This window comes from Arthrobacter oryzae (assembly GCF_031454875.1).
Classification (GTDB): Bacteria; Actinomycetota; Actinomycetes; order Actinomycetales; family Micrococcaceae; genus Arthrobacter; species Arthrobacter oryzae_D.
This window is the reverse complement of the sequence record NZ_JAVDRQ010000001.1, coordinates 603,910-625,919: the sequence shown is the minus strand read 5'-3', so window position 1 is coordinate 625,919 and position 22,010 is coordinate 603,910. Positions and strand designations below refer to the sequence as shown.

Genomic DNA, 22,010 nt, shown 5'->3' with positions numbered 1-22,010 from the left:
ACAAATGTTCGAACGCACCGCCACCATCGCCAGCCGCGTCGGCCTGCATGCCCGCCCGGCCGCCATCTTTGCCGAGGCCGCCGGCGAGTACCCGCACGAAATCACCATTGCCCGCCAGGGCGAACCGGCCGACGAGGCCATGGACGCCGCCAGCATCCTGTCCCTCATGAGCCTGGGCGCATCACACGGCGACGTTGTGGTCCTGCGTGCCGAGGGCGACGGCGCCGACACCGCCCTGGACCACCTGGTCCAGATCCTGGAAACCGATCACGACGCCGAGTAGAGGCAGGACGGGCTAGTACAGTCCGCTTAGGTCAGCGTCCGGCGGCCGGCCCGCTGCGCCACGGTAAGTCCCGCTTTGCGGGCACGTGGCGCACGGGCCGGCTGCTGTATTTAAGCACCTGTTCACCTCCGGGAGTCACTAAGCAAACTTAGTAAGTTCCTTGTTTTTGCCGGGTGGCCCTACTAGCGTGGAAAACGAGGCGACACACCGTTCAACAGACCGCATTCGGAGCAGTTCCAGCACTGGAAGAGGATGAGACAGTGGCTACCCTGCAGGAAACCATCGAGGTGGATGTTCCCGTGTCCACCGCCTACAACCAATGGACGCAGTTCGAATCCTTCCCGGAGTTCATGCATGGTGTGGAGTCCGTTGAGCAGATCGACGAGACATCTCTTCATTTCCGCACGGATATTGCCGGAGTCCGGCGCGAGTACAACGCCCAGATCACCGACCAGCTGCCGGACCGCCGCATCGCCTGGGTCAGCACGGACAAGCCGCGGAACTCCGGCGAGGTTTCCTTCGAACCCCTCGGCCCGGACCAGACGCGTGTCACGGTGGCCCTGGAATGGGAACCCGAGGGATTGGTGGAGAAGGCCGGCTCCGCCGTTCACGCGGACAGCCACCAGATCAGTGCCGACCTGAAGCGGTTCAAGCAGTTCATCGAAGCGCGCGGCATCGAAACCGGTGCGTGGCGTTCCGCCGTGGACCACGGCGAAGTTGAAGAAACCGATGAAGAGGCCGGCTTCGCGGCCGGCGCACCGTCGCCGCACGCCCAGCAGTCCCCCGCCCAGGCATCCCACGCGCAGCCGCCGCATGCGCCCACACCTTCGCCGCAGCGTCCGGCAGGGGTGGACCCTTTTATTGACGACGCTGAACCATCGGATCCGAGCTGATCATGCCTGAGAAGAAGAATCCCAGCGTCAAGGACCCCAAACTGTACGAGGAACTACGGGAGGACGGCGCCTCAAAGGAGAAGGCAGCGCGCGTTTCCAACGCCGCGGCCAAGAAGGGCCGCTCTGCCGTGGGCCGCAAAGGCGGCAAGGCAGGCGATTACGAGGATTGGACCGTGGCGCAGCTCAAGTCCCGCGCCAAGGAAATCGGCCTCACCGGATACTCCTCCAAAAAGAAAAGTGAGCTGATTTCGGCTCTGAGAAACCACTGACCGCGGACGCAATGGGTTCCTGTACCGGCCGGTGCCGCGCCCCCCGCACAATTCCACGCCACTCCCGTGAAATGCCCGAGGGTGCGCGCGGCCGCCGTTGGGGTGCTGCTGCCACGACGGGCGCCGCGGCGGGGACAGCAGCCGTGGCAGCAGCGGGTCCCCTGGCAGCGACAGGCCCCGTTGCCGGGTCAGGAGCCGTTGCCGGGTCAGGCCCCTTTGCGCCGGCTCTTGGCCGGTTCCTTGGCGGCAGGCTCCTTTGCGGCGGCCTTTGGTGCCGCCTTGCTGGCCGTCTTGGCCGCAGTTGCCTTGCTGCCCGTCCCTTTCGCGGCAGTGGACCGGGCCGGGGCGGCCTTGGCCCGCGATGCCTTCGCGGGCGCCTCGCTGCCCGCGGCGTCCTCGGAGTCGTCCGCGTCCTTGGCCGCGCCGCCACCCCGCTTCTTTTCAAGGCTTCGTTTGAGGGCTTCCATCAGGTCGATCACTTCGCCGCTTCCGGCCTCGGCGGCCTCGGCGCCAAACGTCTGTTCCGTGTCCAGGGACTCGCCCTGCTCGATCTTTGCGTCGATGAGTTTGCGGAGCTGCACCTGGTAATCGTCAGTGAACTGGCCCGGATCGAAGTCGCCGGCCATGGAATCCACCAGCGCCGCGGACATCTCGCGCTCCTGGGCGGAAATGCGGACCGACGTCTCGAGGGCGGGAAAGGCCGCTTCCCGGACTTCGTCCGACCACAGCAGGGACTGCAGCACCAGAACGTCGTCCCGGATCCGCAGTGCCCCGAGCCGGGTCTTCTCCCGGAGGGCGAACTGGACCACGGCCACGCGGTCCGTATCCTCCAGTGCCCGGCGGAGGAGGACGTACGCCTTGGGCGACTTGGAGTCGGGTTCGAGGTAGTAGCTCTTCTCGAACATCATTGGATCAAGCTGCTCGGACGGGACGAACTGCACCACTTCGATCTCGTGGCTGTTCTCCGCAGGGATGGACTTGAGCTCATCCTTGGTGAGGACCACCGTGCGGCCGTCTTCTTCGTAGGCTTTCTCGATGTCCGAGTAGTCCACTATTTCGCCGCACACCTCGCAGCGGCGCTGGTAGCGGATGCGCCCGCCGTCGGCATTGTGGACCTGGTGCAGTCCGATGTCGTGGTCCTCGGTGGCGCTGTAGACCTTCACTGGCACGTTGACCAGCCCAAATGCGATAGCGCCTTTCCAGATGGCTCTCATGGATCAAGTGAACATCAGAGTTGCCCGGAGGTGAAGACCTTTGGCCGGCAGTAGGGAACGTGTCCGGGTCCAGGGCCGCGAACTGGTGGTCACCAACCTGGACAAGGTTATGTATCCGGAGACGGGCACCACCAAGGCGGACGTCCTTGCGTACTACGCCGCCGTGGCTCCGGTCCTGATCCCCGCCGCGGTCAACAGGCCGGCCACCCGCAAGCGCTGGGTGAACGGCGTGGGCACGGCGGAGGCGCCAGGCCAGATGTTTTTCCAGAAGAACCTGGACGAGTCCACGCCGGGCTGGATTCCGCGTGCCTCCATCCGCCATAAGGAGCGCAGCAACCAGTACCCGCTGGTCAATGATGCGGCAACCCTCACCTGGCTGGCCCAGATGGGTTCGCTGGAAATCCACGTCCCGCAGTGGCGCGTCGACCCGCACGGAAATCCCATGTTCCCGGACCGGCTGGTGCTGGACCTGGATCCCGGGGAGGGTGCCGGCCTGGCGGAATGTGTGGAGGTGGCCAAGCTGGCCCGGAGCATCCTCCAGGACGTGGGCCTGGATCCCGTTCCCGTGACCAGCGGGAGCAAGGGCATCCACCTCTACGCCGGCCTTGACGGCACGCAGAGCTCGGACCGGATCTCCGACTTCGCGCACGAACTTGCCCGCGCCCTGGAAGCGGACCACCCGGACCTGGCCGTCAGCGATATGAAGAAGACGCTGCGCACGGGCAAGGTGCTGGTGGACTGGAGCCAGAACAATTCCGCCAAGACCACCATCGTGCCCTACTCGCTCCGGGGCCGGCTGAAGCCCACGGTGGCTGCCCCGCGGACCTGGCGCGAGCTGGCCTCTCCTGCCCTGAAGCAACTGGACTACCGGGAGGTCATGCGGCGGGTGAAGGACGGCAAGGATCCCTTCGCTGCGGTGTCCGCCCACGGCGGCCACGTCCAAGGACCATCCGACGACGGCGGAGGAGCCGGCAGCGGCAAGTCCGGGTCGGGCAGCAGAACGCCCGGCGGCGGGGCGGCCGACGGCGGCCGCACGGATCCCCGGCTGGAGAAGTACCGGTCCATGCGGGACCCGGAAGGGACCCCCGAACCGTTCAGCGCGGACCGGCACCGGGCCGACCCCAACGCCGGCACCATCAGGGAGCGGTTCGTGATCCAGGAGCACCACGCCAGCCGGCTGCACTACGACTTCCGGCTGGAGCGCGACGGCGTGCTGGTGTCCTGGGCGCTTCCGAAGGGTGTGCCCACGAGCGGGGCGCAGAACCACCTGGCCGTCCAGACGGAGGACCACCCCATGGACTACCTCGACTTCGAGGGCACCATCCCCAAGGGCCAATACGGCGCCGGATCCGTCACCGTCTGGGACCACGGCTACTACGAATGCGACAAGTGGATTGCAGGCAAGGAAGTCATCGCCACGCTGACCGGGGCGGAGGGCGGCGGCCTGGGCGGAACCAGGAGGTTTGCGCTGATCAGGACCAGCCGGGACAGCGACCCCGCAAAGGGGCCCGAACAGGCCCAATGGCTTATTCACCTGATGGACCGCAAAGGGCACGGAGCTCCGGCAGCCAAGGAGCAGGACCGGCCGCAGCAGGCTTCCGCTGCGGCAGCGCCTCCGTCCCGGGATTCCGCCCGGGATTCCGCGCATGAGGTTTCACGTGATTTCACCCCCATGCTCGCCGGCGCCGGAACCACGGCAGACCTTCGGGGCCTGGACTGGCAGTTCGAACTGAAATGGGATGGTATCCGGGCGATCATCATCGGCGACGGGGACAGGATCCGGCTGATCAGCCGCAACGGAAACGACGTGTCCGCAAGCTACCCGGAACTGACGGGCCGGAAGTGCTGGCCGGAGCAGGATTTCATCGCCGATGGCGAGATCGTCGCCGTCGGGCCTTCCGGCCGGCCCGATTTCGGGCTGCTGCAAACGCGGATGAAGCTGACCAAGCCAGCCGAAATCGCCAAGGCGCGGGCCGCCACGCCGGTCCGGCTGATGGTGTTCGACCTGCTGTCCGACGCCGGCGAGGACCTCCGGAGGATGCAGCTGCGGAAGCGTCGGGCGCGCCTGGAGGCACTGCGCTGGCCGGCAGGCTGTCCGGTGCACCTGTCCGAGGTGCTCGACCACGAGGTGGAGGACCTGCTGGCGAGTGCCAAGGAACTGGGACTTGAAGGGATCATGGCCAAGCGCATTGACGGCCGGTATGTCAGCGGCGAGCGCACCAAGTCCTGGTTGAAGCTGAAGTTTGAACGCACGCAGGAAGTGGTGGTGGGCGGCTGGCGCCCCGGAAAGGGGTCAAGGGGCAGCTCCGTGGGGTCGTTGCTGGTGGGCATTCCCGAAGGCGACGAGCTGCGGTACGTGGGACGCGTGGGTAGCGGCTTCAGTGACCGTGAGCTGGCGGAACTGCGGCTGCAGATGGATTCCCTGTCCAGGAAAACCTCCCCCTTCACCGACGTACCTGCCGCCGATGCCTCCGACGCGCACTGGGTGACGCCCGGGCTGGTGGGCGAGGTGACGTTCGGGGACTGGACCGGGGCCGGGAAACTCCGGCATCCGGTGTGGCGGGGCTGGCGCCTGGACAAGAATGCGGACGAGGTTGTGGCGGAGCCCGGCTGACACCACCGCCACGAAAAGCACCACGGCCACGAAAAAGCCGGGCGGCACCCTGTGGGTGCCACCCGGCGACGGATTCGTTGTACGACGCAGATTCGTCCTGTGACGGATTCGTCCTGTGACGGATTCGTCCTAGGAGGAGTGCGGCATTTGCGGCCTGCCGGTCCGGTGGACCGCGGTCACTGCTGCCTCATGGCCCATCCGTCCGTGGGCGGTGCCGCGTTCTTTGGGATGGCGGCGTTTGCCGTTGCCGTCCGGCCACTGCCTGCCGCCGTTGGCCAGGCCAGCGGGTGCTGTCAGCTCAGGCGCTGGCACCTCGTCCATGGACTCCGCCAGATGCGTGGCCAGTTCCGGCTCGAGCCGTCCCCCAGGATTTTTCTCAGCCATTGTGCTCTTCCTTTCCGCGTTGAAATGAAGTGTCCACCAATACTAGGTCTGCAGGAACTGCTTGTCTGCAGAGGCTACCAGCGGACTTTCTTCTGGGCAGGGCCTTGCTTGCCGCTTGCCTGTGTGGGTTTGTGGCCGTGTGAAACGCTCTGCGATCCGGCGCCACCGCGGGACTTGCTGGCCAGCATTTCCCGCTGGGCGTCGGTCAGCCGGGACTTGATGCCCTGGCCATCCGGCGCTTCTGCCTGAGTGCCTGATTCGCCGGCGGTGTTTTTACTGTTGTCTTTGGTGGTCATGGAAGGTCTCCTTGTGGTGCGGATTCGGTGGTGGCGATAAGTCGCGGACGCACACGCTGGAAGATCGCGACGGAGAAATCACGACGACGGGAGCCGTCTGAGGGGATCAACGCGGAGGTACGCCTCGACTAGCCGGAGTTTGTGGTGAGTGCGGCGGGCAGGACCGACAAGCAGGTGCCGCTGATGGCCGCCGAGCAGTCCAAGGACGGCCTATCCAAAGATCAGTGTTCCCATGGCTCAACCTTAGACAGTGATCCGGCCCGTTGGAAACCCCCGTTTCGGATGGATTGCCGAGCTCCGCGGACGCGGCCCGCGGCGGTCCGGTGACTGCCGGATCCCGGCGGTTTTGGGCGGTTTTGCCACCTGTCAGCCGAAAAGCTTTAGTGACGATGCCGGGCGTCGCCGGATTCCCAGTGCTGGCGCGGTGAAACGGCGCAAAACAAATTCCGGTTTTACCTCAAATACGGGCCTTAAATGCGTGATCATACGCCACTGAACTCGGAAACTCCATGGAAATCGCGTAAAATCGAAAGCCTGCCCGGAGCGGGGCAGCTACAAGTCGCAAGCAAATGACCTCCACAGGAGCAGCCCAAATGCCCAAAGACCGAAGCATGACCGACTCTTCAGCAGGCGTGGATAACGCCCGCGGGACCGACAGTATTGCGCACTCCAGCGCCAAGAAGCCGAGGCTTTTGCCTCGCCGCAGGCTCAAAGTCTCCGATATCAACGTCGTCAACAAGCCGATGCTCAAGAAGGCACTCGGCGGAACCATCGTGGGTAACACCATGGAGTGGTACGACGTCGGCGTGTTCGGCTACCTGATCACCACCATGGGACCGGTGTTCCTGCCTGAGGCCGATAAGTCCGTGCAGACCCTGTTCCTGCTGGGAACCTTTGCCGCCACCTTTATCGCCCGTCCCCTGGGCGGAGTCATCTTCGGCTGGCTCGGCGACAAGGTCGGCCGCCAGAAGGTCCTTGCCGCGACGCTGATGCTGATGGCCGCGAGCACTTTCGCCGTCGGCCTGCTGCCCGGCTATGCGCAGATCGGAATGTGGGCAGCGGCCCTGCTGGTGCTGCTCAAGCTGGTCCAGGGTTTCTCCACCGGTGGCGAGTACGCCGGTGCCACCACCTTTGTGAGCGAATACGCCCCGGACAAGCGCCGCGGCTTCTTCGCCAGCTTCCTGGACATGGGCAGCTACCTCGGCTTCGCGCTCGGTGCCGCCCTCGTCTCCGTGTTGCAGCTGACCCTTGGCCAGGGCGCCATGGAGGAGTGGGGCTGGAGGATCCCGTTCCTGGTGGCCGGACCGCTCGGCCTGATCGCGGTCTACTTCCGTAGCAAGATCGAGGAATCCCCGCAGTTCCAGGCCACCCTGGATGCCCAGGAAGAGCTCGCCAAGGACTCCACTGCCTCAGACGCCGCCGCGGCCAAGGGCCCGGTCGGCATCGTGAAGGCGTACTGGCGTTCACTCATCGTCGCCATCATCCTGGTTGCCGCCGCGAACACCGCCGGCTACGCGCTGACCTCCTACATGCCGACGTACCTCACGGAGTCCAAGGGCTACGACGAAGTGCACGGCACTCTGCTGACCATCCCCGTGCTGGTCGTCATGAGCCTCTGCATCCCGCTGACCGGCAAGCTCTCGGACCGGATCGGCCGACGCCCTGTGCTGTGGATCGGCGCCATCAGCACAGTCGTGCTGGCTACGCCTGCGTTCCTCCTGATCGGGATCGGCAGCGTCTGGTCGACGCTGGCTGGCTTGGCCCTCGTTGCCTTCCCCGTCACGTTCTACGTGGCAAACCTGGCCTCGGCGCTCCCGGCACAGTTCCCGACTGCCAGCCGTTACGGTGCCATGGGCATCGCCTACAACTTCTCGGTGGCAATCTTCGGCGGAACCACGCCGTTCATCGTGGCAGCACTGATCACGGCCACGGGCAACGACATGATGCCCGCGTACTACCTGATGGCCACCTCAGCCGTCGGCGCCGTCGCGATCTACTTCCTGAAGGAATCGGCCAACCGTCCCCTGCCGGGCTCCATGCCCAGCGTGGACACCAAGGCTGAAGCCCAGGAGCTTGTGGCCACCCAGGACGAGAACCCGCTGATCGACCTGAATGACATGCCTTTCGAGGATCAGGCCCCGGAGCCCGAAAAGGTTCCGGCCAAGGTCTGACCGGCCTTGTAGTCCAGAGTCCCGCCCGGTGAGGCCTGCTTTGCACGATGTTCCTCTGTGACAGCGTGCAAAGCAGGCCTCTCGCGCGTCTGGCAGACTTTTTGACGGCAGTTCACGCAAAAGGGTCCACGTCGGAAGAGTCCCCGCAAAGGAAACGGAGGTACGCATGAGTAGCGCTCTCTTGCGGCATCTCCGCGCCCTGCACAGGCTGGGGCCGGCAAACAACGATCACTTATCAGCGCTTCGCGTCGCCGTGAGCGTCGCCGTCCCGTCTCTGGCCCTCCTTTTCCTGGGCCGCCCGGAGCTGATCATTTACGCCGTCTTCGGCGCCCTGACCGGGATGTACGGTCGGTCCGAGCCCCACCAGCTACGCCTCGTCCACCAGGCACAGGCCGCGCTGGTCCTGCTCAGCGGGGTGGGCGTGGGCATCTTCCTGTCCGTCAACCACCTCCATTCGTGGTGGCTGGTGGGCGTGGAAGCCGCGCTGGCCGGCGTCGGGTCGGTGTTCTCGGACAAGGTGAACCTAAAGCCCAACGGCCCGTTCTTCGGCATCCTGGCCCTGGGAGCGTGCGCATCCGTCCCCACCACTGTTCCCTGGTTCGCTGCGCTGCTGATCGCCGCTGCTTCCGCCGCGTTTTCACTGGTGATAGGGTTTGGCGGCTGGATCCGCGGCCGCGCGTGGCAGCCTGGTGCGGTTCGTTCCGCGACGCCCCTGCGCGGACCCCGCAGGCAGGCTGCCATCATCCATGCGGCACGATACGTCATGGCTGTTGGAGCCGCCGGCGCCATCGGCGTGCTGAGCGGCAGCGGCCACCCGCACTGGGCCATGGCGGCGGCCGCCGTTCCCCTCGCCGGGGCCGACTTGCCCAGCAGCGTGCACCGCGGGCTCCACCGCATCATGGGGACTTTCCTCGGGCTGGTGCTGGTCGCCGTCGTGCTTCTTCCGGTCCCGTGGGCTCCGATGCAGGCTTTCCCGGGGGCGGAAGCCGCCGTGCTGGCGTTGCTGGTGATCGTCTTCCAGTTCACCACCGAACTGTTCATGACCCGGCATTATGGCCTGGCCATGGTGTCCTTCACTCCCGTGATCCTGCTGATGACCCAGCTTGCCGCTCCGGCGGATCCGTACGTCCTCATCACGGAACGTGCCGTGGAAACGGTCGTCGGAGCGGTTATCGGGATTTTGGTTATTGTGCTGGTCAGGCCGCGGAGCCAGGCTCACCGAGCACGCAAGGCTATTTGGCGGGCCGCTTCGCGGGACCCGAGGTAAACCGCGCGGGCAGCATGCGGGAAACGCCGGCTACTATCTTGTACCGCTTCGTGGGGACGGACACCGCCCGGCCGCGGTCATTGTCCTCCAGGCCCTCCCGGACCACCCGGTCGGCGTGCAGCCAGAGCCAGCGCGGGGCCACGGTTTTGTCCATGCCCATGCGGTCGTGGAATTCGGTGTGGGTGAAGCCCGGGCATACTGCCGTTACTTTGATACCGCTCCCGGCGTAGGCCAGATTGGCCCAGCGGCTGAAGGTCACCTGCCAGGCCTTCGCCGCCGAGTAGGTCCCCCGGTTGGCGAAGGCGGCGACGCTTGCCACATTGATGATCCTGCCTGAACGGCGCGCCAGCATGCCTTCCAGCGCTGCATGGCACAGTTCCATGGGAGTCTGGACATGGAGCCGGAGGTGCCGTTTTTCCTCCTCCAGGCTGTTTTTGTCGAAGGGCTGGAGCAGCCCGATACCGGCGTTGTTGACCAGGATTTCCACCGGCCGGGCGGCATCGGAGAGGCGTTCGACGACGGCGGCCACCCCGGCATCGTCCGTCAGGTCCGCGGAAAGCACCTCAGCTGTGATGCTGTAGTTGTTCTCCAGTTCATGAGCGGCTGCCCGCAGCCGCTCCTTGTCACGGGCGACCAGCACCACGTGGTGGCCCTGCTCAGCGAGCTGGCGGGCGAACTCGGCGCCAAGGCCTGCGGTGGCGCCGGTTATGAGGGCCGTGGGTCCGGGAACTTGTTCCGTCATGGCAAGATCCTAGCCCTGCGGGCCCGTCCGCGCTGCTGGCGGGCCCGCAGGAGGAACTACCTTAGGCGAACTTCGCCAGCGGATTCTCCAGCCGCCCGGCCATCTGCAGGCCTCCGGACGGGTCGGTGAGGTCCAGCATCTGCTGGTTGTTGCGCAGCTGCAGCCTGTTCAGGCAGGAGAACTGGAAATCCGGCGCGAACAGGTCGTGGCGGGCAAACTGGTCAGCGAGTTCCGGATGTTCCGCGTGGTAGCCGTGAATGGCTGCGGCTGCGATGCGCCAGAACTCGTCGCCGGTGAGCACACCGTCCTCTTCGAGGAGGGCGCCGAGGAACCGGAAGATGCAGTCGAACACATCGGTGAAGATGGCCAGGACCTTCTCGCCGTCGGGAATGTCGGCCTTGATCCGGGACACTTCTTCGGGCAGGTCGAGCCTGTCCCCCATCACCACGATTTCCTCGGCGATGTCCTTCATGACCGCCCGGACCGGCACGCCGTTTTCCAGGACCAGGATGACGTTCTCGCCGTGCGGCATGAACGCGAGCTCGTAGCGGTACAGGCAGTGCACCAGCGGGACGAGGTACGCCTCGAAATACCGGCGCAACCACTCCCCCGCTTGCAGCCCGGAGTGTTCGATCAGAGCCGACACCATGGGTTTGCCTGCCGCGTCGACGTGCAGGAGCGAGGCCATGGTGGCCAGTTGCTGTCCGTCCTCGAGCAGCGGCAGTGGGCTTTCCCTCCACAGGGCGGACAGCATCTTGCGGTACGGCGAGCCCTTCGCGGAGGCCTCCTCGTAGTACCCGTTGTGGTAGCCGATGGCAGCCACTTCGCGGATCATGGCCATCCCCCGGCTTTGCAGCGCCTCGTCACCGACGATCAGCTCCTGCAGCCAGTCATTGATAGCCGGCGTGGCCTTCATGTATTGCGGCGACAGCCCGCGCATGAAGCCCATGTTCAGGACGGACATGGCGGTCTTGACGTAGGCCTTTTCCGGTGCGGCCGTGTTGAAGAAGGTCCGGATGGACTGCTGGGCCTGGTAGCTGTCCGCCCCGATGCCGAGGTGGACAATGTGCTGCTGGGCGATTTCCGCGGCAAAAGTCACCGTCAGCTTGTTCTCCCACTGCCACGGGTGCACCGGCATCAGGAAATACCGGGCCGGGTCCAGGCCAAGCGCGCCGAGTTCGGCGTCGAAGTAGGCCAGGGTCCCGGCCCCCAGTTCGGTGTCAAGGTGGGCGGCGTAGTCCAGCCCGTCACTGGAGGTGAACACAGCCTTAGTCCGGTGGACCGCGATCCATTCCAGCTGCACCGGGGCACCGGTTTCCGGCGCAAAGGCACGGTAGTCGGTGATGCCGAAGCCCAGCCGGCCGTTATTGGCCACGAAGCAGGGGTGGCCCTCGGTCATGCTGCGTTCAATGGTCTGGAAGTCCGTGGCGACATCGGCCCCGCCGGTTACGCCGGCAGCCAGTTCAGCGGACGACGGCTGGCCCATCCACTGCTTGTACGCGTGGCTGGAGAGCGTACTGCTGATCTCCTCGAGGTAGACCGGGAGCATCTCCTCCCGGATTCCCAGGGCGTCACGGAATTCGGTGATGAAACGGAGCGCGTCCAGGGGCGCGTCCTGGCCATCGCGGCTGCATCTGATCGAAGCAGCATCGACGGACCAGTGGTCAAGCTGCAGGACCTTGGCGGAGAACCGGTATTCAACCGACGCGTCGTCGCTCAGGACCCGGTAATCATCGGAATGGCCCGCGCTCCCGGCCGGCTCCCCGGCACTGATCCGTTCAGGGCTGAGGATCCGTTCGTGGGAGAACTCGGCGAGCGCCTTCCGGACGAGGTGTCGGTTGGCAACAGACCAGCGTTCCGGAGTCAGGTGGGTTGCGGCGTTGCCTGCGGTCAGGACGGATTCAAGTTCAGCAGTGGTCATAGCGTTGCTCCCTGGTGGATCGGGGATGAATGTAGGGCGGCGCGGGCCGAGTGGAAGGACTCACGGGTGCAGAAGCTCAGGAGCGCCTGCTTGTCCGAAAGGGTTACTTCGCCGGCGGGCTGGAAGCCGAGCCGCGCGTTCAGGACATGGATTTTGTGGTTCCGGGCGTCGGGCTCAACCACGACGCGCTCCACCTTGTCCTTGGCGAAGAGCCTGTCCAGGACGGCTTCCATCGCGGCGGCGGTGTAGCCGGTGCGCGGCGGACCGGCCGGCGGGGCGACGAGCAGGTGCATCCCGATATCCCCCGGCTGGACGGCGTAGACGCCCGCCAGCGGCGAGAGGACCGGAAGGTATTCCTCCATGAGGAAGGCGGGGACGCCGTCGTCGAGCCCCAGCAGGGCATGGTGATGCCCCGTTGCCTGGATCTTGGAGTATTCCTCCACAACGTCCTCCACCGTGGCAGACTGCATCCCCCAGAAGGCGGCGTATGGCTGGGACACCCAGCCGTGGAGGAGCTGCGCGTCAGCCTCCGGGTCGAAGCAACGGAAGGTGAACCTCATGCGTGCACCCCCGCTGATTCAGCGATGTCAGTTTGGCGGACGCCGGTTTCGCGGACGTCCCTTTCGCGGACGCCGGCCGGGAACTCCGGCTGCGCCTGCACGCCGAACTGCTGGAACGCGATGCTGCGTTCCACGGGATAGACCTCACGGCCGGTGATCTCGCGCAGGATGCAGGAGTTGCGGTAGGCCGCCATCCCAAGGTCCGGCGTAACGAAGCCGTGCGTGTGGAGCTCTGCGTTCTGGACGAAGATCTCGCCGGGTTCGACGCCGGTGCTGTAGTTGCGTTCGACGGCGAACCTGCCGGTACTGTCCCGTGCGATCCGGTCCTGCACGCCGGCGAGGAATTCCGGTTCGCGGTAGCCGTAGCCGGTGGCAAGCACCACGGCTTCGGTGTCCAGCGAGTAGTCAGCGCCCTGTTCCTCGTGCCGCAGCTGCAAGGTGTGCGAACCGGCTGCCGGGTCCCATGAGGCATCAGTGAGCGCTGAGTGCGTCAGCAGCCGGGTATCCACGATTCCGGAGAGGCTCTTGGTGTACAGGAGGTCGTAGATGGCATCGATGAGCTCGGAGTTGATGCCCTTGTACAGGTTCTTCTGGCTCTTGATGAGGCCGTCGCGCTGTTCCTGCGGAAGCCCGTGGAAGTAGTCCACGTACTCCGGCGAGGTCATTTCCAGGGTGAGCTTGGTGTATTCCAGCGGGAAGAACCGGCCGGACCGGGTGACCCAGTTGAGCTGGTACCCGTGGACGTCGATCTCCTGCAGCAGCTCGTAATAGATCTCTGCCGCGCTCTGGCCGCTGCCCACGATGGTGACGCTCCGCTGCTTCTGCAGCTCACTCTTCCTCGACAGGTAGTCGGCGTTGTGGAGGACAAGTCCCCCTCTGCCGTTGGCCGCCGAGTCGAATATTCCGTCACAGGCCGCCGGAACATACGGTGACGTTCCGGTGCCCAGCACCAGCCGCCGCGCGCGCAGCACCTCGGGCCCCGCGGGACCCTCCACGGACAGTGTGTACACGCCGTCGTCGTACGTGATCTCCCGGACGTCCGTGCCGAACCGCACCGAATCGAGCTGGCCTGCCACCCACTGGCAGTACTGGTTGTACTCAGCGCGCAGCGGGTAGAAGTTTTCCCGGATGTAGAAGCGGTAGAGCCGGCCGGTTTGCTTGAGGAAGTTCAGGAATGAATACGGGGAGGTAGGATCCGCCAGCGTCACAAGGTCGGCCATAAAGGGGACCTGCAGGTGGGCGGGCTCCAGCATCATTCCGGGGTGCCAGTCGAACGACTCGCGGCGTTCCAGGAACACCGCGTCCACTCCCTCCACGGGCGCGGTCAGCGCGGCGAGCCCCAGGTTGAAGGGCCCGACGCCGATTCCGGCAAGGTCGTAGATCCGGCCTTTGGCCGTGCCGGTTGCGGCGGAGTTCGCTGAAGTCGACCCGGCGCTCATGCTGCGGCCTCCTGTCCGGCGAGCAGGGCTGCGCCGGTGGTGCGGAGCAGGCTGATGATCGCGTTGATGTCTTCGGGTGTGGCCTCGGCATTCAGCAGGGTGAACTTCAGGTAGTGCCGTCCGGCCACCTTGGTGCCGGCCACCACAGCCTCTCCCGAGGCGAAGACTGCTGCCCTGATGGCGGGGTTGAGGGTGTCCGCCGCATCCTCGTCCAGGCGGGTCCCGTCGGCCAGGACCGGGCGGTAGCGGAACACCAGCGTGCTGAGCTGCGGTTCGGCAGCCAGCTCAAAGTCGGGGTCGGCGTTCAGCGCCTGCCCGGTGCGAGCTGCAAGGTCGATCGCTTCGTCGAGCAGGGCCCCCACCGCGTCCGCTCCCATAATCCGCAGGGTGAGCCAGAGCTTGAGCGCGTCAAAGCGGCGTGTGGTCTGAATGCTCTTGTCCACCTGGTTGGGGATGTCCGCCAGCGCAGCGCTCTCCGGGTTCAGGTAGTCCGCGTAGTAGGTCACATGCCGCAGCATGGACCTGTCCCGCACCAGCAGGGCGCTGGAGCTGACGGGCTGGAAGAACGTCTTGTGGTAGTCCACCGTGACCGAGTCGGCCAGCCGGATGCCCTCCAGGCGGTGCCCATAGCGGTTGGAGACCATCAGTCCGCCTCCGTAGGCGGCGTCCACGTGGAACCATGCGCCGTAGGCCTTGGCGAGCGCGGCCAGCTCGGCAAGCGGATCCACGGCGCCGAAGTCGGTTGTCCCGGCGGTTCCCACCACGGCCATCGGGACCAGCCCGGAACTGGCGGTCTCCGCGAGCGCCGCGGCCAGGGCGGCGGGGTCCATGCGGTGGTCAGGCCCGTACGCAACCGGCACGACGGCGTCGTATCCCAGCCCCAGCATCGACGCGGACTTGCGGATGCTGAAGTGGCTGTCCTCGGAAGCGAAAATCCGCAGTTTGTCCAACAGGCCGGGCAGCCGCAGGGTCTCATTGCCGGGAAGCTTCCGCAGCCCGGCGACGGCGTGGTTGCGAGCAATGAGCAGCGCCTGGAAGTTGGACTGGCTGCCGCCGGAGGTGAAGACGCCGTCCGCCGCGTCACCGAGGGACAGCCGCTCCGCTGTCCAATCGATGAGCCGGCGCTCGATCATGGTGGCGCCGGCACTCTGGTCCCAGGTATCCATGGACGAATTCACGGCGGAGAGGATGCTCTCCCCCACCAGCGCCGGGATGACCACGGGGCAGTTCAGGTGGGCGGCGTACTTCGCGTCGTGGAAGTAGACGGCGTCCTGCAGGTAGACCTCTTCGAGTTCCGCCAGTGCCGCTGCGGTGTCCGGCAGCGGCCGGTCCAGGTCGACGGCGCCTACGCGTGCTTTGAGTTCCTCGGGCCCGACGCCGGTAAACGGCCTGGTTGTCCGCTCCAGCTTGGTGGCCACGGCATTGACGCCCTGGAGCACCTGCGCCACATAGCGGGGCGCGTTGCGGGAGTTGAACAGATGGTTTGTGGCAGCGAGGGCGAGCTCCACCCGGGAGCCGAAATCATGCCCGGCAGTCGGGGCAGGCAGGTCCAGGATCTCATCATCCACACGGGGCAACAGCGTCACAGGTTTTCCTTAGGTAGGCGGTTGGGGGCGCGCTAAAGTAGCAAGGCAAGCCTTACTTAGGGGAACCTTTTAGTCAAACTTTTGTGAGCTAATTGATAAATCCGCGGAATTCCAATGTTTTTGCTGCTTAAGGGAACGTCATTGACTGTCGCGTGGGCCTTGGTTGAGGCAGAATATGCGGCTACTGGGGGGCGGCGGCCGCCGACTTGCGCCGGCAGAGCAGGGTCCACCGGTTCCCGTCGTCCTCCTTGGCGTAGGAAAACTGGTCCAGGGCCACTTTGGCAAGGGCCAGCCCGCGTCCGCTCGCGGACAGGTCATCCGGCAGTTCGGCGGCGGACAGGTCTATGCCGGCCGGCCTGGCGTTGTCCGTGAATTCTGCATAGAGCCGCTCCGGCGCACACTCCACGGCCAGGACCAGGCGCACCGGGTCGGTGCCCGCCGGGCGCGAATGCTCAATAATGTTGGAGGCCACTTCTATCAGGGCGGTTTCGAACCGGATTCGGTCCATGAGGTCGATGCCGGGTTCACCTTCCCACAGCTCCTGGAGCAGGTCATGGATGAGCTCCAGGCTCTCCGGAACTGCTGCTGCGCGCAGGCTGAACTCGCGGCCCATCAATAGGCCCCGTCCACGGAGGCGACCGGCTGCAGCACCTTGTTCAGGTTGGTCATTTCCAGGACCGCGGTGATCTGGGCCGTGGGGTTGGCGAGGCGAAGGTCGCCGCCGGCCTGCCGCGTCTTTTTCAGGCCCGTAATCAGGGCACCCAGGCCGGACGAGTCAATGAAGTCGGTACCGGCCAGGTCGACCACCAGCCGGACCGTGCCATCGCTGATCAGCGCGTCGATGTTGGCACCGAGGTGCGGCGCCGAGACCATGTTGAGCCGCCCGACAGGACGGATCACGCCCACTCCATTGGCCAGGGTCTCATTGTTGAATTCGATCACAGACTTCCTTCTTTCTTTTTGTTGCTGTCCAGCCAGGCATCGTAGCCGGGGTAGCGAACGGCCTGAATGAGCACGCTGAAGATCAGCAGGTCAAAGGTAATCCACGCAAAGTTGACGGAGCTGCCCAGGATGTCGCCCTGGCCCAGCAGCAGCCGGACGACACCCACCAGGGCGGCCAGGACCAGGAGGGCCATGGCGATCAGCTGGGGCCGGACCAGGTGCCAGGGCAGCCGTTTGCGTGCCTGGAGCGTCTTGGGCGTGACCCGGAAATCAAGATCCCGGCCCAGGAACACGTTCCCGAACGCGGAGGTGACGGACTTGATCCACGTGGGGAACAGGGCCAGCGAATACTGCTGGCCGCGCCACGTCTTCACCCCCCTGCCCACCACGAGGAAGAGGACCTGGTTGATCAGCAGGAAGGGGATGAGCCGGAGGAAGAACTCATTGCTCAGCGACTGAACGGGCAGGATTCCCAGCGTGAGGTAGATGACCGGGGCGGCGATATAGGCCACTGCGGCGAAACCGGCGAGATAGCTCCACATGGTGGCCAGGTACATCAGCCGCTGGGCCAGGCTCAGCCCTTTTTGCAGCAGCGGGTTCTCCCGGAACATGACCTGCATGGTGCCCTGCGCCCACCGGAGCCGCTGGGTCAGCATCGAATCCAGGTCCTCCGGGGCCAGTCCGTCAGCCAGCTTCTCGTGATGGTAGGCCGATTCCCAGCCGAGCGAATGCAGCCGCATGCAGGTGGCCATGTCCTCGGTGACAGAGATGGTGGCCAGGGGCATGACGGCCTGCGCCTCGCCGGCTTTCTCGGCGTTGACGGAATCGATCAGCACCCGGACGGTTTCCACCGCTCCCAGCGGGGACCAGTCCCGTTGCGACAGCCTGTCCAGGGCGACGTCGTCCACGACGGCGAGTGAACCGTCCACGTCGATGGTCCGGGACAGCCCCTCGATGGAGTTCAGCTCCGCGTGCAGTGCCGCGAAATCCTCCGCCACCAGGTTCCGCGCGACGGTATCCACCCGCGCCTGGAAGCGGTAGGTCACATCGGCAATGGCCTGCCCCTCGCTGAGCTCACGCCGGACCTGCCGGAGGTCCGCCGCTACCGTGGACAGCGCCGCGGCGAGCCGTTCCTGCCCGGGGCCAAGCTGGCGCCTCGCTTTGGCCACCACCTTGTCCGCCGTCCGCAGTGCCTTGTTCAGCGCAAGCTCGGTTTCCGAGACGTAGCGCATGACGCCCAGCTGCATCAGGGCTTCCCGGCGGATGATCGCATTCGAACCGCAGAAGAAGGCAGCGTTCCAGCCGTCCTTGCCCTGCTGGATGGGTCCGTAGAACAGCGGCGCCTGGCTGCCCAGCGGATCGTGGGGCGGGACATTAACGAACACCTGGGGCGTTTGCACCAGTGCCATCCTGCGGTCGTTGAAATAGCCCAGCGTGTGGTCGAGGATCCTGGGATCCGGTATCTGGTCGGCGTCCAGGATCAGCATGAATTCGCCGTCGGTGGCGAGCAGCGCGTTGTTGAGGTTGCCGGCCTTGGCGTGGCGCGGCCGGTTGGCCCAGTCCTCCGAGCGGGTGATCCAGCCGATGCCTTCCGCTTCGGCGATGGCCCGCAGTTCGGCCCGGTTACCGTCGTCGAGGATCCAGGTCCGGTGCGGGTACTCGATATTTTTGGCGGCCCGCGCCGTTCCCATCACGAGGTCCAGCGGCTCGTTGTAGGTGGTGATGAACACGTCCACAGTCAGGCCGGCAGGCGGTGGCGGCGGAGTGTCCCGTTGCCGGTACCGCCACATGGTGACGCCGAACAGCAGGGAATCCAGCAGGGAGTACGTCTCGGCAAGGACGAGCGGTAGGGCGATCCACCAGGCTTCCCAGTTGATGGACACCATCCAGCGCCAAATGATGTAGTTCAGGCCCAGGATTGCCGTGGCCAGGACAATCAGCCGGATGGCAAGCTGCCGCGATGTCATAACCCGGCTGCCCCCTGGATCCTCGTCGGTTCGGCCAGCCGCCCGATAGGGATCCGGCTCCGGGTTGAGACCAATGGAGCGGACCAGACGGACTGTCCTGAATCAGTCCAACCTTATCCGCCCGCCGTGAAAACGGCTAAGGCGAAATTGGTCCGACGAAACGGGTCCAATCCTCAGCTCGCGGCGACTTCCTCCTGCGACGGGCCTTCAGGTTCGGTGAGGTGCCGCTGGTGGAGCTCCTCCGCTGCCAGTTCGTACCAGGTGTGGGCACCAAACGACGGGTTGCGGGTATCCAAATGCCGGTACAGGGCATCGGCCAACCTGCTGAGGGCACTGTCTGACATGGCCCGGACTGTTGCGGCGGGGTCCATGTTCCCTTCAAGGTATTCGGACAGCTCCAGGCCGTTGATGGTGCGCTGCTCCCCCGCGGCGGCCAGGACTCCGTCGGGGTCGGGCACGGAAGCGGCTTCACCGTCCAGGAGGGCGTTGATCTCCCCGTCCAGGGCAGCCTCTTCGCCTCCTGCCAGTCCCGCGTGCTGAAGGCAAATGGGCAATTCCGCGGGCTCTGCAAGGCTGAGGCGGAATGCCTCGGAGTCGCCGGCCCCGGCCTCGGAATTGCCGTTGGTTTCAGCCGCCCGAGCGGCAATGTGGCGCAGGTACATCAGGACTTCCGGGTCCAGGTGTGATGCATTGTGGAGGTCTACAGTGATGTCCTGTTCCGGCGAGAGCCGGCGCCCCCGGCGCATGATGTGCAGCAGAACAGGGTAGTTGGCCTGCGTCAGGCAGCCGCTGACTTCGAGGATTACCCGTCCGGGATCAATGTCCACACGGACCAGCACACGCAGTTTATGGTTCAAGGCTTCTCCTATAGAGACTTCCAAGAGCCAGCTTCATAACTCACCTAAACCTTACGAAATTGTTGCTCACGCCACAAGCCGATAGTTGGGCCCGGGTGAGTCGGCCCGGATTCATCGGCGCAGGTTCATCGGCGCAGGCCAGGCTTGGGCGTGCAGAATGAACGAAGTCACGCCGGCGCGTCCGCGGCCCCTTACCCAAGTGACTCGCAGTTAACGTCGTCAAAACCCGTTTTAGGAGCGTTATCTGCGAGTCAGTTGGGCCAGAGGCCCAAGGACATGGCGGAAAACCTGGTGGGATCATTCGCTGCCGACGGATCGGCAACGCACTTCGACGACTGGTTCGACGAGAGGGCCTGTTCGGCGGCCAACGCATGACCGCCAAGCCCGGCGCCTAGGAAGCGGTAATTTCGTCCGTGGGCGGCTGGTCCGGCCAGTCGATGAACTGCTCGTAGGCGTCGTGCTTCTTCAGGTAGGCGTAAATGAAGGGGCAATGCGGGATGATCCGCTTCCCTGAAGACACCACATCGTCCAGGGCGAAATGCGCCAGCACCTTTGCCAGCCCCTGTCCCTTGAAATCCTCTGCGGTGTCCGTGTGGATGAAGTCCACGTGCCCCGGTCTGTCCATGAAGCGAGACTGAACCGCCAGCTTGTCGCCCACGTGCAGTTCGTAGCGGTGGAGGGCATCGTTGCGGATGGTGGTGACGTCCGGGCTGAACGTGTCTTCAGTGGATACCGTGTTCTCCGTCATGGTTCGACATTGGCACTTAAAGGCGGCGGTGGCAATGGTCCTTTGGTCCCGCCCGCCGCGGCCACCGGGATGCGGCCCAGAAGGAGTACAGCCAAGGCAAAGCATGCCGCGCCTCCTCCCAGCAGCCCAAGCGTCAGCCCGTTGAACGCGGCGTCAGCCACCGGGATGAAGACAACGACGACGGCGGTCACCACAGCGGCGGCGGGCCGGCGGCGGGAGTGGGCTGACGCCGTCGGCCGTTCCTCCAGTCGCCCGAAGACGGCCAGCACGGGCACCAGGAGCACCACGATGCCGAACAGGACCAGCGGCCGTGACCACCACCATCCGGCGGTCCCCGCCGCCGGTTTGGGGAAGCCGGTGAGCAGGAGGAGCCCGGACATGGCGGCCAGCAGCGGCAGGTGCCACAGATAGACGGTCATGGCCCGCCGTCCGGCCAGCCCCACCACCGCCCGGACCCACTTGGCCGCGGCCACACCGGTGAGGACAGGGCGGGCGAGCTGCAGCGCCGCGCCCTGGGCCACACCGAGAATCAGCAGGCACAAATTGGGCGGGTTCAGGTTTACCAGCATGTTGCCCCGGTACAGCCCGAGGCCCGTGACGAGCGCCAGCAGGAGGTTGCTTGCGATGATGATGCCCACCAGCGTGGAGGCACTGGGTTTGTGTGCCGGGGCGTCGGCGAGGATGAAGCCCAGCTGCTGGACGGCGCACCACAGGAAGATGATGTTGGCATAGGCCAGGATGGGCAGGCCTCCGCGGAGGCAGTCCACCGCCACCACCATCGCAGTGAGTCCGGCCAGTGCAAGCCATGGGGAACGGTCATGGAGCGATGCCAGCAATGGGATGTTCAGCTGGGCTGCCAGATACGCGGCGAGGAACCAGAGGGGCATCCCGGCACCGGTGACGATCAGCTCCACTACCTGGGGTTCCACGCCGAACAGCCGTGCCGCCCAGAGCCCGGCGAACATCACAGCCAGTAAGGCGGCGGCCGGGCGGATGAGGCGCAGGAGCCTGGCCTGGGCGAACTCGAAGCCCGTGCCGCCCCGCGCCCTGAGCCGCCGCCAGGATTGCAGCCCGGTGATGCCGCCGGCCACGAAGAAGAGCGGCATCACCATGAAGATCCAGATGATCGGCTCGAACCACTCCTGCCGGGCGAGCGTATTTTCGGTGCTCACCGTCCCGTCTGCGTGGAGCACGGGGCTGACCATCATGGTGTGTCCCACCACCACCAGGGCAAGGCAGAAGAAGCGGGCGAGGTCGATCACCAGGTCGCGTTCCGGGGCGGGCGGGTCCTGCACTTCGCCTGCCTGCCCTGACCATGCCGGATGCGGCGGCTGCTGCTGCGGAACACCCATTGCGCTCCCTACGGACGCGGATCGATTCTCTGCGTACCTTCCATTGTCCGCCGGGTGTCCGCCAAGGGCCAGAACGGCGCGGCACCGCCGGCGATCAGCTGAGCAAGAGCCCCAGGAGGCCGAGCACGACGGCGAGCAGCGGCGTCGTGCCTTGCGTGGCGGCCGCACGGAGGTACTTCCGTCCGGTCAGTGCCAGGACGGCGGCAGCGAGCAGCATGGAACCGCAACACGTGAAGATGAGGGTCCAGCCGACCATCGGCTGGCCGAGGAGGACCGCGCCGGCACCGATCAGCGCGCCGAGGGCCAGGAAGAGATTGTAGAAGCCCTGGTTGTAGGCAAGCGGTCGGGTGGTCTCGGCGTCGGCCTGCGAGGCGACGCCGAAGCGCTTCCAGGTGGCCGGCCGGGTCCAGGTGAGGGACTCCATCGTGAAGATGTAGACATGCAGCAGGGCAGCGATGAACGCGAAAACGAGGGAGGCCGGGATCATGGCTCGATCCTAGCCTCC

The 22,010-nt window shown here is 65.5% G+C and carries 21 protein-coding genes; 6 read left to right on the top strand and 15 right to left on the bottom strand.

Annotation, left to right across the window (positions count from 1 at the left end; genetic code table 11):
* The first annotated feature begins 4 nt into the window (after positions 1 to 4).
* From J2805_RS02915 to J2805_RS02905, 3 genes are all read left to right on the top strand, one after another.
* On the top strand, positions 5 to 283 hold the full coding sequence (locus tag J2805_RS02915; RefSeq protein WP_028270626.1) for an HPr family phosphocarrier protein: 279 nt from the start codon (positions 5 to 7) through the stop codon (positions 281 to 283).
* Between the two features lie 260 nt (positions 284 to 543).
* Entirely contained in the window at positions 544 to 1,176 is a 633-nt protein-coding gene (locus tag J2805_RS02910; protein WP_309968855.1) for an SRPBCC family protein, read from the top strand.
* 2 nt (positions 1,177 to 1,178) lie between these two features.
* A complete protein-coding gene (locus J2805_RS02905) occupies positions 1,179 to 1,445 on the top strand; it encodes a DUF7218 family protein (protein ID WP_309968852.1) in 267 nt (88 codons plus the stop codon).
* 206 nt (positions 1,446 to 1,651) lie between these two features.
* On the opposite strand, the gene ku is transcribed toward J2805_RS02905, so the two are convergent.
* The gene (ku, locus tag J2805_RS02900) at positions 1,652 to 2,659 is read right to left on the bottom strand and encodes a non-homologous end joining protein Ku (protein WP_309968849.1); all 1,008 of its coding nucleotides are present in this window, start codon (positions 2,657 to 2,659) and stop codon (positions 1,652 to 1,654) included.
* A 40-nt stretch (positions 2,660 to 2,699) separates the two neighbouring features.
* On the opposite strand from ku, the gene J2805_RS02895 reads away from it, so the two are divergent.
* Positions 2,700 to 5,273: an ATP-dependent DNA ligase gene (locus J2805_RS02895; protein WP_309968845.1), complete on the top strand. Its 2,574-nt coding sequence runs from the start codon at positions 2,700 to 2,702 to the stop codon at positions 5,271 to 5,273.
* A 129-nt stretch (positions 5,274 to 5,402) separates the two neighbouring features.
* On the opposite strand, the gene J2805_RS02890 is transcribed toward J2805_RS02895, so the two are convergent.
* Together J2805_RS02890 and J2805_RS02885 are read right to left on the bottom strand one after the other, a co-directional pair.
* Positions 5,403 to 5,657 (bottom strand): hypothetical protein, encoded by a 255-nt coding sequence (locus J2805_RS02890; protein ID WP_309968842.1) that lies wholly within the window; start codon positions 5,655 to 5,657, stop codon positions 5,403 to 5,405.
* 74 nt (positions 5,658 to 5,731) lie between these two features.
* On the bottom strand, positions 5,732 to 5,953 hold the full coding sequence (locus tag J2805_RS02885; RefSeq protein ID WP_309968840.1) for a hypothetical protein: 222 nt from the start codon (positions 5,951 to 5,953) through the stop codon (positions 5,732 to 5,734).
* 593 nt (positions 5,954 to 6,546) lie between these two features.
* Here J2805_RS02885 and J2805_RS02880 point away from each other — a divergent pair.
* A complete protein-coding gene (locus J2805_RS02880) occupies positions 6,547 to 8,124 on the top strand; it encodes an MFS transporter (protein ID WP_309968836.1) in 1,578 nt (525 codons plus the stop codon).
* A gap of 166 nt (positions 8,125 to 8,290) precedes the next feature.
* Positions 8,291 to 9,391: an FUSC family protein gene (locus tag J2805_RS02875; RefSeq protein WP_309968834.1), complete on the top strand. Its 1,101-nt coding sequence runs from the start codon at positions 8,291 to 8,293 to the stop codon at positions 9,389 to 9,391.
* On the opposite strand, the gene J2805_RS02870 is transcribed toward J2805_RS02875, so the two are convergent.
* The 12 genes from J2805_RS02870 to J2805_RS02815 all read right to left on the bottom strand — a co-directional run bounded on the left by J2805_RS02870 (position 9,357) and on the right by J2805_RS02815 (position 21,992).
* Positions 9,357 to 10,133: an SDR family NAD(P)-dependent oxidoreductase gene (locus J2805_RS02870; RefSeq protein WP_309968831.1), complete on the bottom strand. Its 777-nt coding sequence runs from the start codon at positions 10,131 to 10,133 to the stop codon at positions 9,357 to 9,359. The genes J2805_RS02875 and J2805_RS02870 overlap by 35 nt on opposite strands.
* Before the next feature lie 61 nt (positions 10,134 to 10,194).
* The gene (locus J2805_RS02865) at positions 10,195 to 12,054 is read right to left on the bottom strand and encodes an IucA/IucC family protein (RefSeq protein ID WP_309968828.1); all 1,860 of its coding nucleotides are present in this window, start codon (positions 12,052 to 12,054) and stop codon (positions 10,195 to 10,197) included.
* On the bottom strand, positions 12,051 to 12,614 hold the full coding sequence (locus tag J2805_RS02860) for a GNAT family N-acetyltransferase (protein ID WP_309968825.1): 564 nt from the start codon (positions 12,612 to 12,614) through the stop codon (positions 12,051 to 12,053). Before J2805_RS02860 ends, J2805_RS02865 begins: the two co-directional genes overlap by 4 nt.
* Positions 12,611 to 14,053: a lysine N(6)-hydroxylase/L-ornithine N(5)-oxygenase family protein gene (locus J2805_RS02855; RefSeq protein ID WP_309968822.1), complete on the bottom strand. Its 1,443-nt coding sequence runs from the start codon at positions 14,051 to 14,053 to the stop codon at positions 12,611 to 12,613. The genes J2805_RS02860 and J2805_RS02855 overlap by 4 nt, the downstream gene beginning before the upstream one ends.
* Positions 14,050 to 15,633 (bottom strand): pyridoxal phosphate-dependent decarboxylase family protein, encoded by a 1,584-nt coding sequence (locus tag J2805_RS02850; RefSeq protein ID WP_309969122.1) that lies wholly within the window; start codon positions 15,631 to 15,633, stop codon positions 14,050 to 14,052. The genes J2805_RS02855 and J2805_RS02850 overlap by 4 nt, the downstream gene beginning before the upstream one ends.
* A 187-nt stretch (positions 15,634 to 15,820) precedes the next feature.
* Positions 15,821 to 16,252 (bottom strand): ATP-binding protein, encoded by a 432-nt coding sequence (locus J2805_RS02845; RefSeq protein ID WP_309968819.1) that lies wholly within the window; start codon positions 16,250 to 16,252, stop codon positions 15,821 to 15,823.
* Positions 16,252 to 16,581 (bottom strand): STAS domain-containing protein, encoded by a 330-nt coding sequence (locus tag J2805_RS02840; protein WP_309968817.1) that lies wholly within the window; start codon positions 16,579 to 16,581, stop codon positions 16,252 to 16,254. Before J2805_RS02840 ends, J2805_RS02845 begins: the two co-directional genes overlap by 1 nt.
* The gene (locus tag J2805_RS02835) at positions 16,578 to 18,548 is read right to left on the bottom strand and encodes a glycosyltransferase (RefSeq protein ID WP_309968814.1); all 1,971 of its coding nucleotides are present in this window, start codon (positions 18,546 to 18,548) and stop codon (positions 16,578 to 16,580) included. Before J2805_RS02835 ends, J2805_RS02840 begins: the two co-directional genes overlap by 4 nt.
* A gap of 173 nt (positions 18,549 to 18,721) precedes the next feature.
* Positions 18,722 to 19,405: a hypothetical protein gene (locus J2805_RS02830; protein ID WP_309968811.1), complete on the bottom strand. Its 684-nt coding sequence runs from the start codon at positions 19,403 to 19,405 to the stop codon at positions 18,722 to 18,724.
* A gap of 391 nt (positions 19,406 to 19,796) precedes the next feature.
* Entirely contained in the window at positions 19,797 to 20,153 is a 357-nt protein-coding gene (locus J2805_RS02825) for a GNAT family N-acetyltransferase (protein WP_309968809.1), read from the bottom strand.
* Positions 20,150 to 21,505, bottom strand: a complete 1,356-nt coding sequence (locus J2805_RS02820; RefSeq protein ID WP_309968806.1) for an acyltransferase family protein — start codon at positions 21,503 to 21,505, stop codon at positions 20,150 to 20,152. Before J2805_RS02820 ends, J2805_RS02825 begins: the two co-directional genes overlap by 4 nt.
* A gap of 94 nt (positions 21,506 to 21,599) precedes the next feature.
* Positions 21,600 to 21,992, bottom strand: a complete 393-nt coding sequence (locus tag J2805_RS02815) for a DUF1304 domain-containing protein (RefSeq protein ID WP_309968803.1) — start codon at positions 21,990 to 21,992, stop codon at positions 21,600 to 21,602.
* Between the last annotated feature and the right edge of the window lie 18 nt (positions 21,993 to 22,010).